Below are 13,255 nucleotides of genomic sequence, written 5' to 3'. Positions count from 1 at the left end.
GAAGCAATCCATCGCGCCACACGGGGATAGATGGATTGCTTTCGCGTTTATCGCAGGCAATGACGGGGATTGATTGCCCCAAGATCACTGGCACCTGTGCATCAGGCCGTCCTCGAGACGGATCAGGGTGCCGGGCTGGCAGATGATGCCATTGCGCGCCGCGTAATCCTGGCTCCATACGCCCGGCCCGCTGTAATAGGCATAAGTACCGCCGGTGTAGGTGGGGCCGCTTCCGACGTACGGAGCGTTGCCGTCGTAATAGGCGTACGGGCCGCTTCCGTTATAATAGGGCCCGCCCGCGCCGTAGGTGGGACCGCCACCGGCGTAGTAGGCGGCGGTTGCTCCGGCTGCGACCGCACCAGCGCCAACCGCGGCGGCGCCCGCGCCCATCGCCGTCGCACGGCCCGCCCGCCGCGCCGAGCGGCGGGTGGTGAAGGCCGGGCTCGCCGTCTCGTCTATCGTCTGTGCTTGCGCGCGCCCGATGGACAGCGAGCCGCCCTTCTGTTCGCTCCCGTCAAATGAGAGCATGATCGCGCAGGCGAAGACGGAGACCGCGAGGGCTGCTTTTCCAAGAACTGGCTGTTTCATGGTATTCACTCCAGGGTTGCCCCATGCTGCACTCTCGTGCGAGCGTAGAGGGCCGTCAAATCACGTTCGCGGGTGACTTGCAGGCCAATTGTCGATCGTTTGAATCAAACGAGGCCTTATGAGCTGGCGTGGCTGGCTATCGGGACAAACGCCATCGGCGCCGGGCACGCCGGGTACGCTGCTCGCCGGGATCAAGCAGCGGGGCAGGCAATATCTCGATGACGCCGACAACGGCAAATGGGTCTTCCCGGCCTGCAAGCGGACCACCGCGGATGCCGGCGCCGACAGGGCGACGGTCTGCGATCATACCCGGCTGGAAGCGTTCCGCTATCTGCTGATGGTGCCGCGGGGCGAGTTCAAACTGCTCGCCGAGCCGGATTCGCAAGGCGCTGCCATCGAGGCCTATCTGCGCCAGCGGCCGCACGAGGACATCGTGATCGAATTCACCGGCAACACCATGAACGACCTCGCGACCGCCGTGATCGCCGGGTTCAACTGGCTCAACCATTGCGCCGGCCTTGCCCGCGCCGATCGCCGGCCGTTTTCCGGCACGCTCAATCACTTTCGCAGAGTGGCGCTGTCGGCACAGAAATGGTGGGAGATGGAGGGCGCAAAGGCGCGCTCTGCGCAGATGCTGCAGGCCGGGCAGGAGCCGCCGCTGTTGCTCAATCTGGTGTGGGCGGATTACGGGCGGCTTGCGGCGGAGATCGCCGCGGGGCGGCGGGGTTAGCTCTTGCCGAGGGGCTGCGTTCGTTCCCCGTCATTGCGAGGAGCGAAGCGACGAAGCAATCCATGGTGCGGCAAGCGGCGCCATGGATTGCTTCGCTTCGCTCGCAATGACGGGGATAGAGCCTTCGTCTCAATCCTTCCGTGCATAGAGCAGCGGCACGGCGGAATCGACGATCACCTCGACGAGGCTGGTGCCATCATGTGAAAGGCCCTGTTTCAACGCGGCCGGCAGTTCGGATGATTTCGTCACCCGTACGGCGTGGCAGCCCATGCTCTCCGCGAGTCCAGCGAAATCGATGCCGGGCAGCTCCAGCCCCGGCACGTTGCGCACCTGCATGACCTGGCTGAACGAGCGCATGGCGCCGTAGCCCGAATTGTTGATGACGACGACGGTGAGCGGCAGCTTGCGCTGCGCCGCGGTCCACAGCGCCTGGATCGAATACATCGCCGAGCCGTCGCCGATCAGGCAGACCGTGCGCGCATTGTGCCGGCCGAGCGCCATGCCGACCGCGGCCGGCAGGCTGTAGCCGAGGCCGCCGCTCGACATGGTGTAAAAACTGTCCTGGCCGCGCATCGGCATGAATTTTTGCATCGCCGGCCGATGCGAGGGCGCCTCTTCCACCAGCACGTCGTGCGGCCCCATCGCCGTCGAGAGCGCATGGAGCAGGAATTCGGCCTGGATCGGGTCGGAGGCCTTCGGCGGCGGCGGCAGCACGCGGCCTGCGGGCATCGCGCGCGACGTTTCGGGCAGCAGGTCGAGCAGCATCGCAAGCGCCGGCTTCATGGTGGCGATGATGCTGGCGCCCGACGGGGTGACGGCGGCGGCGTCCGGATCGTCGGTGATCTGGAAGATCGTGGTGCTGCCGTCGAAAATAGAAGCGTGGCCCTCGACATGGAAGGTGAAGACCGGCGCGCCGATCACCACGACGAGGTCGTGGTCGCGCAGCGCCTCCGATAGCTGTCCCGGCGAAGCGTGCAGGAAGCCGGAGAACTGCGGATGGCGTTCCGGGAACGAGCAGCGAGCCGAGAACGGGCTGACCCAGACGGCGGCCTTCGCCTTCTCGGCCACCTTCACCATCAGCTCGACGGCGCCGGCGCGATCGACGGCGGGGCCGACGATCAGGGCAGGGCGCTTGCTCTTCGACAGCACTTCGACGACTGCGTTCATCGCCGCCGCATCGGGGCCGATCTCGCGGCTGATCTGGCGGGCGTCGATCGGTTGCGTCGGGCGCGTCCAGTCGTCGATCGGGATCGAGACGAAGGTCGGCCCGCAGGGCGGCTGCATTGCGACGTAATAGGCGCGTGCGATCGCCGCCGGCACGTCCTCAGCGCGCGCCGGCTCGACGCTGTACTTGACGTAGGGCCGCGGAAATTCGGAAGCGCGCTCGGCATAGAGAAAAGCCTGCAGCGGCAGGATCGAGCGCGCCTGCTGGCCGGCGGTGATGACGAGCGGCGTCTGGTTGCGGTGCGCGGTATAGATATTGCCGAGCGCATTACCGACCCCGGCGCCGGAATGCAGATTGACGAAGCCGGCGTTGCGCGTCGCCTGCGCATAGCCATCGGCCATGCCGACCACGGAAGCCTCCTGCAGGCCGAGCACATATTCGATGTCCTCCGGCCAGTCGCTGAGAAAGGGCAGCTCGGTCGAGCCGGGATTGCCGAACACCTTGTCGATGCCGAAGGCGCGGAGCAGGCCGAAGGTGGCGTCCTTGACGGTGAGGGCGGTGGCGGCGGATTTGGCCGGTTTGCGGGACGACATCAGGCGGCTCCCATTTCTGGTTTCTTGCTGTTCCGTTGCGAGGAGCAAACGATTACCCGTCCGCCATGGCGCGTGAGCGAAGGCGGAAGCCATCCACCTGTCGATGGATTGGCTTGCGAAGTCAAGCAGCGGGGCGCAATGACGGCTCAGGGACGTATTCAAAAAGAGCCTGGACCTGTGTCTTGGATCACACGACCGCCGTTGCCGCAGTGCGATCGTCGTTGCCGCTGACGGCTTGTCGATCTGGTGACGCCGAACCTTTGATCGGGCGTCAAACGCCGGCGTCGCGTCTCTGGTGTCCTTGAAGATCGGAGGGTCCAATGTTTCCCATCCTGTGCCGATTGCTGACGCTTGTTCTTTGCTGGCTCATCAGCGAAGCTGCTTATGCCGGCGAACTGCGGCAGAAGGTTTTCACGGCGAAATCCTACGCCGGCTCGCGCGATCGCCACTATCAGGTCTTCGTGCCGTCCACCTACACGGGGCAGGACGCGGTGCCGCTCGTCATGATCCTGCACGGCTGCCGCCAGACCGACGTCAACATGATCAACGAGACCCGCTTCAAGGATCTGGCGGAACGCGACAACATCATCGCGGTTTATCCCTTCATCACCTCCTATGACGGTATGCGGGAAACGAATTGCTGGGGTTTCTTTCTCGACCAGCACATTCACAAGGGTGCCGGCGAGGCCGAGGACCTGCACCAGATCGCAGTCGAGGTCGAGGCCGAGCTGAAGATCGATCCCAATCGGCGCTATGTGACCGGCCTGTCCTCGGGCGCCGGCATGTCGGTGGCGCTCGCCGTCGCTCACAGCGACTATTTTGCCGCGGGCGGCTCTGTCGAGGGCTTGCCCTACGCAGAGACATCCTCCGCAGTTGGGTTCGTCTGCGCCAATCCGGGAAGTTTCAAGCCGGTCTCCGCCGACGTGGTCGCGATGAAAACAGAGCAGCAGCAACCCGAGGAGCAGCGTCCGGTTCCGATCATGGCCATTCATTCGCGCAATGATTGCGTCGTCAATAAATTGGCCTCCGAGAACATACGCGATGCCTGGATCCGCCGTTACGGACTTAGTCCGTCTGCGGTTGCGACATTGGATTGTACGGCTGAAGGCGTGCCCTGCACCCAGACAAAGTATGGGAGCCCGCAGCGTTCCGTGGTCGAGACAGTGTTTTACGAGGGCAAACGCGGCGATTTCATCGGCACCGGCTCGCACTATTGGGTTGGCGACAACAGCGGACAATATGCCGATCCGACCGGGCCGAGCGCCAGTGAGTTGCAATGGGCGTTTTTCAAGGCGCATCCATTCCGCGAGACCCCACCCCCGTCGATCTCGATCAGTTCGGCCCAGGCCACCGGAAATTCGATCGGCGTGAATGGGACGACATCCGCCGCCGCGGGCTCGGTTGCAAGTGTGACCGTGCGGCTGGATGGCCGCTTTCCTCAGCCATCCAAACCAGCGTTGGGCGCAAGCAATTGGGCCGTCACGTTCGACAATCTGCCGATGGATGCCGTCTATGTGCCGGTCGCGACCGCGAAAGACAATGATGGCGCCACCGCGACGATATCAGGCAATCCGATCACGGTTGGATCGCCGCCGCCGAATGTCCCACCCAGCGTCACGATCAGCAGCGCCTCGGTCAGCAGTGACTGTGTCACGATAGCAGGCTCGGCATCCGATCCCGAGGGACAGCTTGCCAACGTCCAGGTCGAGTTGGGGACGCGGCCACGAAAACAAGCGGCTCTGAGCCAGGACAGGTTCAAATACCAGGAATGCGGGCTGCCGGGAGGAACCTATTCGACCCGAGCCCAGGCAACGGATCGCGCCGGCGCAACGAGTCCAGTTAATTCGGGCCCCGACGTAACCGTGAGCAATTTGCAGGCCGTGACCGCCAATTGGCAGGCCCACATGGGGGCGGGGAGGCTCCGGGTCTACTCGGCGCCCTGTGCGAATATTGGATTTGGCTCGTGCGATCAGGGATTTTCCGAGATCTTCCTCGCCAACATGTTCAATCCCTTCCCGCTGCACAGGAAAGCGAGTTCCAATGACTGGTATGTGCGGCGGGAGATCATACCCTGAGGGTTTGGTGGACTGTTTGAACCTCTGTCCGGATTCACCCATGTCGATCTCAAACACCGGCTCGTAGCCGCTGGTACTCGCGCGGATATGCCGGGCGAGTGTCGGAGCCCGGCTATACGCAGAAAACACCATCTGTTCACCAACACCCTGAACGGGCTGACAACCACCTTTCCTAACTGGCCCGAAACGGCTGCGCGCTAGTCTCCCCAGACAAACAGGGGACAGCCAATGTCATCCGCTCTTCAAATTGTGCTCCTGCTACTCAGCGCCTACGCAGGTTCTGCCCTTGCGACGGTGCAGTTCGGGGAATTGCCCGAAACATCTGACGTGTCATCGAGATAGTCCGCGCGAGAACGATCATGTCCACTGCCCTTGCCAATATTCAAATTGATGAAGAGCACTCGCGCGCGATCTGCGAGGAAATCGGTGATCGCCTGCGTATCGCACTGGGCGGCCCCCCTCCAGCCTCAGCAATTCTGGACAGCCTGGTCGCCAGGCTCATCGAATTGGACGAGCACGATTCTCCTTCAATTGTGCCGGCTATCGATAGCGCAGAAGTCGAGGTCGAAGTCGGCATCTGACCTCGTGATTATTTCCCGGAGCCGATCCGGAATTGCTTGAGAGTCTGTCTCTTGCTCATCAGCAACGATTGGTAAGTCGCGTCCCGAATTAAAGCGTGCCTGAAGACGAAGGCACCCTCAGAAGGAGGTGCGCTGCCACGAGTTCGGCGATGGCGGCGTCAAGGACCGCGGATGGCAACTCGCAAACACGAGCAAGCAGATCCCGGCCAAACTCGCGGCCGATGACAGAGGCAATTTGTGCAGCCTCCCTTGCGGTCGGCTCGCATCGATCAAGTCGCACTAGGAGAGATCCCTGCAGTGTCGCTGGCAACACCATCTTAGTTTCGCGCTCGCTCGCATCGCGTTCGACAAGAAAGCGGGCCATCTCCTCGACGAACAGTGGGATGCCGTCGGTTTGATCAACGATTTCATTGACCAGTCGAGCGCTGGCGCTCAGACCTACGATGTTTCGTACCATGTCGGCGACAAGTGGCTGGGCGAGGGCCCCGATGGAAAGCGGCAGCACGTGATCGCATGCGCGGGACCATTCGGATTTCCAGCTCGGCCGATGGGTCACAAGCAACATGACAGGTGCTCGATTGATCGCTGGCAGTAGGGCGTCGAGCAGCTCGGTCGTGGTTGGATCGATCCAGTGGGCATCTTCAACAACCAGCAGCAGGGTGGTACGTCCCGCGCGGTGTAGGAAGTGCTCGACGAGAGTCTGCAAGATGAGACCCTTCCTTTGCTGTGGCGCGAGTTCGAGCTCGCCATAGCGATCATGGTAGTCAAGTGAAAGGAGCTCGGCGTAGACGGAACCCACGGCGCTGGTGTCGATGCAGAGATCGGTGAGCATGCGCTCGAGTTTGTCGAGGCGCTGATCGTTATGATCGTCCGGGTCGAAAGGCGGCCATTCGCGACAGGTTCTGAACGATTGGAAATAGCGCACTGTTGCTATGGTAGGGTGAGCACTGAAGACAGATGACCTCGTGCGGTGCGGTATCGAGCTTTTCTATAAGGACCTGGACGAGCCGCGACTTGCCGATGCCGGCGTCTCCCGATAGCAGGACTGCCTGTCCCTTCGCCCCGCGCGCGAGATTCGATTTTTCGAGGAGCAGGGCGAGTTCATGTACGCGACCAACGAATGGCGACAGTTCTCCCGCATGAGCGGCGTGGAAGCGGCTCTTTACCTCACGTTCCGACTCGACGAGATCTGGCTTCTGTGAGATGCGGGAGCACCCTCAGGTCGATGTCGTTGGCAACGAATGCATCGGAATATTGCTCAAGGCCGAGCGCACGCAGCCACGTATGAACGTCGTCGCTCATTGGCTTCCCGTCGCTTCTTCACTCCCTTTTTGTGCTTGCCATGCGGTCAAGCCGTCACCGGGGTCGAGAAAAGCCGGCGCAATGCTATGTTGGTCCGAAACAGGTCAATTCTTGCTCGGGCGGCGACCATCCCCGATCTGCTCCCGCCGGTAGCACTTTGGACCATCGGCCAGCTTGCTGGCTAACCCATGCGGTAGGCGTCCAGAGCGTGGGCGGCAAAGATTGCCACGCTAAGTACCGTCAATAGGGCTATTGAAATCTCGATCATTGCCCGGCCTCCAGTTGAGCCATTTCGATGAGATACTGGCTGCGTGACTGATCCCAAATCAGATCTAAAATGAATTGCATGTGACCGTCCCCTATTAATCGAGTGAGGGTACCCGGCCTTTTGTTTCAGGACGGTTTCGTCGCCTCAGGAAAATGGTTTCGTCCCGACAGTGGCTGGATTTGCTTAATGACGAAATCCAAGCGCGCGCCCATGCTCCCTCTGGGCGAGGTGATTCGATGATGTTGGAAACAATTCTATTGCTGATGGGCATTGCGAGTTGTGCCCTGGTCCTCATCGCCTTCAGGGGCACTGACTTACTGGGCAATGAGTGGCGCAAGCGGCACTAGGCAGTGCCCTTGGTATCGAGTGCCTGGCGCCGCCGCAGGCGGCGCGTTTGTCAGTGGGCTCCCTGACCGAGCCTTACCAGCTCGCCGTGCCCTTCATGGTCGGCTGACCCTCGGCGTTCGCGATCCACAATTCCATGCCGGCGCTGGTCTCGTTGGCGTTGATCGAGAACTCGCCGCCCTCGAACAGTGGCTGCACGCCGCGATAGCTGAACTTTTTCGGCGCCGAGTCGCCATGCAGCTTGGCGGCGAATTCGACTATCAGCGCAGCCTGCAACGGACCGTGGAAGATCAGACCGGGATAGCCCTCGACCTTGGTGACGTAGTCGCGGTCGTAGTGGATGCGGTGGCCGTTGAAGGTCAGCGCGGAATAGCGGAACAGCAGAACGGGATCGCTGACATGGGTTTCCCGGTGCCTGGCGACCGGCGGCGGAGGAGGGGCCTTGGGCGGCGAAGCGGGGGTCGCGCCGCCCATCTCGCGGTAGACGATGTCCTGCCGCTCGCGGATCGCCACGCCGCGCGATGTTGTTATCGTGTGCTCGACCGCGACGAAGCACAGCGCGCCGGTCGAGCCGGTCTTCAGCGTCACGTCGGCGATGCGCGAGGTGCGCGTCGCTTCATCGCCGACGCGCAAGGAGGCGAGGAATTCGATCTCGCCGCCGGCCCACATCCGGCGCGGCAGCGGCACCGGCGGCAGAAAACCGCCGCGGGTCGGATGGCCGTCGGGGCCGAGCATCGACATCGGGAACACCGGCTGCGCCAGGCACCAATGCGTGGTCCATGGCGCGGCGTCGCCCGGCCTGGGTTCGCCGATGTCCTGAAACAGCGTCGCGCGCAGGCCCTTGACGAGCTGCGCGGTGACGATGTCGGAGGCTTCGGTGCTGCGGCCGATCCATTGGCGCAGATGGTCGAGATCGAGTTTGGCGGCGGATTCGGTCATGATTTCAGGCTTTTTTGCGGGCTTTGGGAAATTCGGCGTGCTCGCCGATTGCGGGCACGGCGCCATAGTGCCTGTCTTCGCCGACGAAGATCGCGGCCGGCGCGGCGTAGCTCACTTTGCCATTCGGCGTATCGACCTCGATGCGGCGCAGATGCGGATGCACCGCGAGATCGGCCATGCTGTTGACCTCGGCAAAGGCGATGTCGGCTTCATCAAGGCGCTTGAGCAGTTCGATGCGATCCATCGCGGCAAAACTGTCGGCCACCGTCCTGTCGGTGAGCGCCCGGTTGCGCACGCGCTCGACCATGTTGGCAAAGCGTGGATCGTTCGGCAGATCAGGCTGTCCCAGCACCTCGGCGCAGAGCTTCTTCCACTCGCGCTCGCTCTGGATCGAGATCAGGATGCCCTTGCCGTCCCTGGAATTAAACACGCCATAGGGCGCGATCGAGGGATGGGCCAGCGCCATCCGCTTCGGCGGGTTGCCGGCTTCCGAATTGATCAGCGGCACCGCCATCCAGTCAGCCATCACGTCGAACATCGAGATGCGGATATCGGCGCCCTTGCCGGTACGTCCGCGCGCGATCAGCGCTTCGAGGATCGACGCATGCGCCGTGGCGCCGGTTGCGATATCGACCACAGAAATGCCGACGCGCGACGGGCCCTCGGGGCCGCCGGTGATCGAGGCAAGCCCGCTCTCGGCCTGGATCAAGAGGTCGTAGGCCTTGCGTTCGGCATAAGGGCCGCTGTCGCCATAGCCGGAGATGGTGCAGCAGATCAGCGCCGGATAATCCTTGCGCAGCCGCTGCAGCGAGAAGCCGAGCTTGTCCATCGAGCCCGGCTTGAGGTTCTGCAGCAGCACGTCGGCGCTCGCGATCAGTTCTTCGAGCGCCGCACGGCCTTGCTTGGTTGCGAGGTCGATCACCTGCGAATGCTTGCCGCGGTTGAGCCAGACGAAATAGCTGCTCTGTCCCTTGGCGGCGGCGTCATAACCGCGGGCGAAATCGCCCTCGGGGCGTTCGACCTTGACGACATGCGCGCCGGCGTCCGCCAGGCGCGAGCTGCAGAACGGCGCGGCGACGGCCTGTTCGACGGAGACGACGATCAATCCTTCAAGCGGCAGCATGTTCTGAACTCAGTAGGAGCGGGGCAGGCCGAGCACATGCTCGGCGACGTAGGACAGGATCAAATTGGTCGAGATCGGCGCGACCTGATAGAGCCGCGTCTCGCGGAACTTGCGTTCGACATCGTATTCTTCCGCAAAACCGAAGCCGCCATGGGTCTGCACGCAGGCATTGGCGGCTTCCCACGACGCATCCGCCGCCAGCATCTTGGCCATGTTGGCCTCGGCGCCGCAATCGAGCCCGGCCTCGTATTTGCGCGTGGCTTCCTTCACCATCAATTCGGCTGCGCGCATCTGCGCGTAGGACTTCGCGATCGGGAACTGGATGCCCTGATTCATGCCGATCGGACGGCCGAACACGGCGCGCTCCTTGGCGTAGTTGGTCGCCTTGGCGATGAACCATTTGGCGTCGCCGATGCATTCTGCCGCGATGAGGATGCGCTCGGCGTTCATGCCTGACAGAATGTAGCGAAAGCCCTTGCCTTCCTCGCCGATCAGGTTCTCGGCGGGCACGCGCATATCCGTGAAGAACACTTCCGTGGTGGCGTGGTTCATCATGGTGCGGATCGGGCGGATCTCGAGCCCCTTGCCCTTGACCTCGCGCATGTCGACGATGAAGACTGAAAGACCATCGGTGCGCTTCCTGGCCTGCTCCTTCGGCGTGGTGCGCGCCAGCAGGATCATCAGGTCGGAATGCTCGGCGCGGCTGGTCCAGATCTTCTGGCCGTTGACGACGTAGTGGTCGCCGTCGCGCCTGGCGACTGTCTTCAGGGAGGAGGTGTCGGTGCCGCTGGTCGGCTCGGTGACGCCGAATGCCTGCAGCCGTAATTTGCCGCTGGCGATGCCGGGCAGGTACTTCGCCTTCTGGGCATCGTTGCCGTGCCGCAGCACGGTGCCCATCGTGTACATCTGAGCATGGCAGCCGCCACCGTTGCATCCGGCGCGCTGGATCTCTTCCAGGATCGCGGCCGCCGCCGACAGTTTCAGCCCGGAGCCGCCATATTCCTCGGGAATCAGCACCGAGAGGTAGCCGGCCTCGGTCAGCGCATCGACGAACTCCTTCGGATACGCCATCTCGCGATCCAGCTTGCGCCAGTACTCGCCGGGGAACTGGGCGCAGAGTTTGGCAACGGCGTCGCGGATGTCGTGGAATTCGTCTTGCTGTTCTTGTGCGGTCATCTGATTTTTTGGGCGTGGATACGGGTTGATGTCAATTGCTCGGGGAAGGGGAACGTTGTGCAACGGCGGCGGGTCCCCTATGCTGAATTGTTATAGCGTATGAACCTGCCTTCGAAGAATGGCAAGCAATGGATATCAGGCAGCTCAGGACCTTCAGTTGCGTCGCCGAGCTCGGCAGCCTCAGCAAGGCTTCCGATACGCTGCGCGTGGCGCAGCCGGCGCTGAGCCGGCAGATCAAATTGCTCGAGCATGAACTGCGCGCCGAGCTGTTCACGCGGAACGGCCGGGGCATGGTGCTGACCGACGCCGGCCGGCTTCTGCTTGCAAGAACGTCGGGCATTGTACGGCAGATCGACCAGGTGCGCGACGAGATCCAGTCCGCCGGCGGCCCGCCCTCGGGCCGCGTGGTGCTTGGCCTGGTGCCGACCGTGAGCTGCGTGATCTCGGCGCGGCTCGCCCGCCGCACCGTCGACAAGTATCCGGGGATCTCGCTCTGCATCGTCGAAAGCTACAGCGGCCACCTGACGGAATGGCTGCATCGCGGCGAGATGGATCTGGCGCTGATCTATGGTCCCTCGAGCGACCTGCACCTTGCCGTGAAAAGCCTCGGCCGCGATCCCATCGTCGCCGTCGGTCCGCGCGGCAGCGGATTGTCCAAAAAGAAGCAGGTCGATATCGGCTGGCTCTTGAAGCAGCGCCTGGTGCTGCCCAGTCATTCGCACGGTCTCCGGGCGCTGATCGAGCAGGCAGCGGCGAAGAAGAAACTGAAGCTCGACGTCAAGCTGGAGGCGGACTCCTTCCGCGTGCTGACCAGCCTGGTCGAGGAGGGGCTGGGATACACGCTTCTGCCGCCGTCCTCGGTGCGCAGCGAGGTCGCCGGGGGCCGGCTGGAGACCGCGGCGATCGCGAAACCGTCGCCGATGCGCGAACTGACCCTTGCGTCTCCCATCGATCATCCCGGCTCGACTGCGATTGCGCTGGTGAGCGAGCTGCTTCGCGATGAGCTGATCGCCTGCCGCGAAGAGGGCCTCTGGGACATCAAGCTCGCCTGAGCCGGTGCCGGCCCATGAGCGTTGGCTTAGAGCAAAACGGCCGCTCGCGGCATTCTCATCTGGCTACTTCTGTCATGCCGCAATTGTATAGGGGGCACCCAGCTGGCGCGCTCGGTCCTGGATGCGAACAGATCGAGTCGACGCGCTTGATCTAAATCAAGTCGCTGAAGCGTCCAAAAGCACAGCGCTATGCAGCGAAGAAGGTCATCGCCTGCCGCGGCAAGAGGGAAGAACACCGATGTGGGTCCTGATGTATGTCTTCTCCTACTCGGTCAGTCCGGCTGCTACGAATGACCGGGCGGAATGGAGGCTCCTCCCGACCGTGGTGTTCCAGGAGTTTTCGAATGAAGAGCGATGCAAGGCGGCCAAGGCAACACTCGAAGGCAGCCTGAAGGACGCAGGGACGCGGCTGAAAAGTGGGTTGGAGGACCTGAAGACCATCGGCAAGGCCGACCCTGCGCAGATCATCATCGCCTATAATGTGGAATGCCTTCTGAAATAGGCACGCCATTCGGACATCCTGTGCTGATGGCTCACTGCGCACCGGAGCGGCCCGTGAGGCTCTGCAGGCCAGCTCGCTGGCCGCCCCGGCTTTCCGGCCTGTACGAAGTTCTTGTGCGGGCGACAGAGGTTTCGTCGACCGTAGGTGGCTCCTCCGTAGAACCGGAGCTGCACTTCTGATCGCCCTCGCCGCCCTTGCGAGCGAACGGTTCGCGCACGATCACCTTTGAAGCCAGCAGATCGGCCTGATCGAGATACGTGATCTTGCCAGGCGGTGTCGCTACCATCTTTCCGATGGTCGAGCTGGGAATGCCAAGTTGCGCAGACAGCCTTGCGAAATAGATCGTGTCCCGGACGGCGCCGTTGTCCTCATTGCCATACTCGTTGCCGACCGCATGAACGCCGATCTTCGCGTCTTTTCCGATGTAGCGCTTGGTGCCGAGGAGAAAGATGAAAGCGCACGCCGAATCGCATTCCTTTGCCACGAAGGTGGCAAGCCGCTTTTGGCGGGCCATAGCTGCAATTCGAACGCCTTCGTAAAGTGAGCCGCCGCCGGAATGCAGATCCAGTCCGACGATCCGTCGCGGATCGCCGAAATGGGATCGAAACTTAGCATAGTCGCCGTGCTCTATCGGGCCCCGCAGCCGCAGCACGTCACCGCCGACGCATCCTACCAGCCGTGACATTTCCATCGCGGCACCTGGCTCGGAAATCGCAGTGATCAATGACGTGATCAGCACGAACTGGCGGATGCGTCTCTGTCGCAAGTTCGCGAACGCCCTCGACAGAACCCTGTCGAGGCGCGTCGCGGTAGCGA

Annotated in this window: 14 protein-coding genes; 5 read left to right on the top strand and 9 right to left on the bottom strand. The window is 62.6% G+C overall.

The window, feature by feature from the left end; genetic code table 11:
• Nucleotides 1–84: 84 nt before the first annotated feature.
• Entirely contained in the window at nt 85–588 is a 504-nt protein-coding gene (locus tag RX331_RS33420) for a hypothetical protein (protein ID WP_317253836.1), read from the bottom strand.
• 118 nt (nt 589–706) lie between these two features.
• Between RX331_RS33420 and RX331_RS33415 the strand changes: the two genes are divergently transcribed.
• Nucleotides 707–1,318, top strand: a complete 612-nt coding sequence (locus tag RX331_RS33415; RefSeq protein ID WP_317253835.1) for a hypothetical protein — start codon at nt 707–709, stop codon at nt 1,316–1,318.
• A 129-nt stretch (nt 1,319–1,447) separates the two neighbouring features.
• On the opposite strand, the gene mdlC is transcribed toward RX331_RS33415, so the two are convergent.
• The gene (gene mdlC, locus RX331_RS33410) at nt 1,448–3,076 is read right to left on the bottom strand and encodes a benzoylformate decarboxylase (RefSeq protein ID WP_317253834.1); all 1,629 of its coding nucleotides are present in this window, start codon (nt 3,074–3,076) and stop codon (nt 1,448–1,450) included.
• A 320-nt stretch (nt 3,077–3,396) separates the two neighbouring features.
• Here mdlC and RX331_RS33405 point away from each other — a divergent pair, with 320 nt between their 5' ends.
• Complete coding sequence (locus RX331_RS33405; RefSeq protein WP_317253833.1) at nt 3,397–5,151, top strand: PHB depolymerase family esterase; 1,755 nt, start codon at nt 3,397–3,399, stop codon at nt 5,149–5,151.
• A 359-nt stretch (nt 5,152–5,510) separates the two neighbouring features.
• A complete protein-coding gene (locus RX331_RS33400; RefSeq protein WP_317253832.1) occupies nt 5,511–5,732 on the top strand; it encodes a hypothetical protein in 222 nt (73 codons plus the stop codon).
• A gap of 88 nt (nt 5,733–5,820) precedes the next feature.
• Here RX331_RS33400 and RX331_RS33395 read toward each other — a convergent pair whose 3' ends face one another.
• From RX331_RS33395 to RX331_RS33380, 6 genes are all read right to left on the bottom strand, one after another.
• Nucleotides 5,821–6,657, bottom strand: a complete 837-nt coding sequence (locus tag RX331_RS33395) for a hypothetical protein (protein WP_317253831.1) — start codon at nt 6,655–6,657, stop codon at nt 5,821–5,823.
• Nucleotides 6,593–6,826 carry a hypothetical protein gene (locus RX331_RS39130; protein ID WP_410708341.1) on the bottom strand — a complete coding sequence of 78 codons (234 nt, stop codon included), beginning with the start codon at nt 6,824–6,826 and terminating at the stop codon, nt 6,593–6,595. Before RX331_RS39130 ends, RX331_RS33395 begins: the two co-directional genes overlap by 65 nt.
• Nucleotides 6,827–6,899: 73 nt before the next feature.
• On the bottom strand, nt 6,900–7,034 hold the full coding sequence (locus RX331_RS39125) for an SAM domain-containing protein (RefSeq protein ID WP_410708035.1): 135 nt from the start codon (nt 7,032–7,034) through the stop codon (nt 6,900–6,902).
• 688 nt (nt 7,035–7,722) lie between these two features.
• Nucleotides 7,723–8,586 (bottom strand): MaoC family dehydratase N-terminal domain-containing protein, encoded by an 864-nt coding sequence (locus RX331_RS33390; RefSeq protein ID WP_317253830.1) that lies wholly within the window; start codon nt 8,584–8,586, stop codon nt 7,723–7,725.
• Between the two features lie 4 nt (nt 8,587–8,590).
• Nucleotides 8,591–9,709, bottom strand: coding sequence for a CaiB/BaiF CoA-transferase family protein (locus tag RX331_RS33385; RefSeq protein WP_317253829.1), 1,119 nt, complete (start codon nt 9,707–9,709; stop codon nt 8,591–8,593).
• Nucleotides 9,710–9,718: 9 nt separating this feature from the next.
• Nucleotides 9,719–10,885: an acyl-CoA dehydrogenase family protein gene (locus tag RX331_RS33380; protein WP_317253828.1), complete on the bottom strand. Its 1,167-nt coding sequence runs from the start codon at nt 10,883–10,885 to the stop codon at nt 9,719–9,721.
• Between the two features lie 128 nt (nt 10,886–11,013).
• Here RX331_RS33380 and RX331_RS33375 point away from each other — a divergent pair, with 128 nt between their 5' ends.
• The gene (locus tag RX331_RS33375; protein WP_317253827.1) at nt 11,014–11,937 is read left to right on the top strand and encodes a LysR substrate-binding domain-containing protein; all 924 of its coding nucleotides are present in this window, start codon (nt 11,014–11,016) and stop codon (nt 11,935–11,937) included.
• Between the two features lie 238 nt (nt 11,938–12,175).
• Nucleotides 12,176–12,439: a hypothetical protein gene (locus RX331_RS33370; protein ID WP_317253826.1), complete on the top strand. Its 264-nt coding sequence runs from the start codon at nt 12,176–12,178 to the stop codon at nt 12,437–12,439.
• A gap of 31 nt (nt 12,440–12,470) precedes the next feature.
• Here RX331_RS33370 and RX331_RS33365 read toward each other — a convergent pair whose 3' ends face one another.
• Nucleotides 12,471–13,178, bottom strand: coding sequence for a hypothetical protein (locus tag RX331_RS33365; protein WP_317253825.1), 708 nt, complete (start codon nt 13,176–13,178; stop codon nt 12,471–12,473).
• Between the last annotated feature and the right edge of the window lie 77 nt (nt 13,179–13,255).

The organism is Bradyrhizobium sp. BWA-3-5 (assembly GCF_032917985.1).
GTDB lineage: Bacteria > Pseudomonadota > Alphaproteobacteria > Rhizobiales > Xanthobacteraceae > Bradyrhizobium.
Note: the sequence above shows the minus strand (reverse complement) of the source record. Positions and strands in the feature narration are given on the sequence as shown.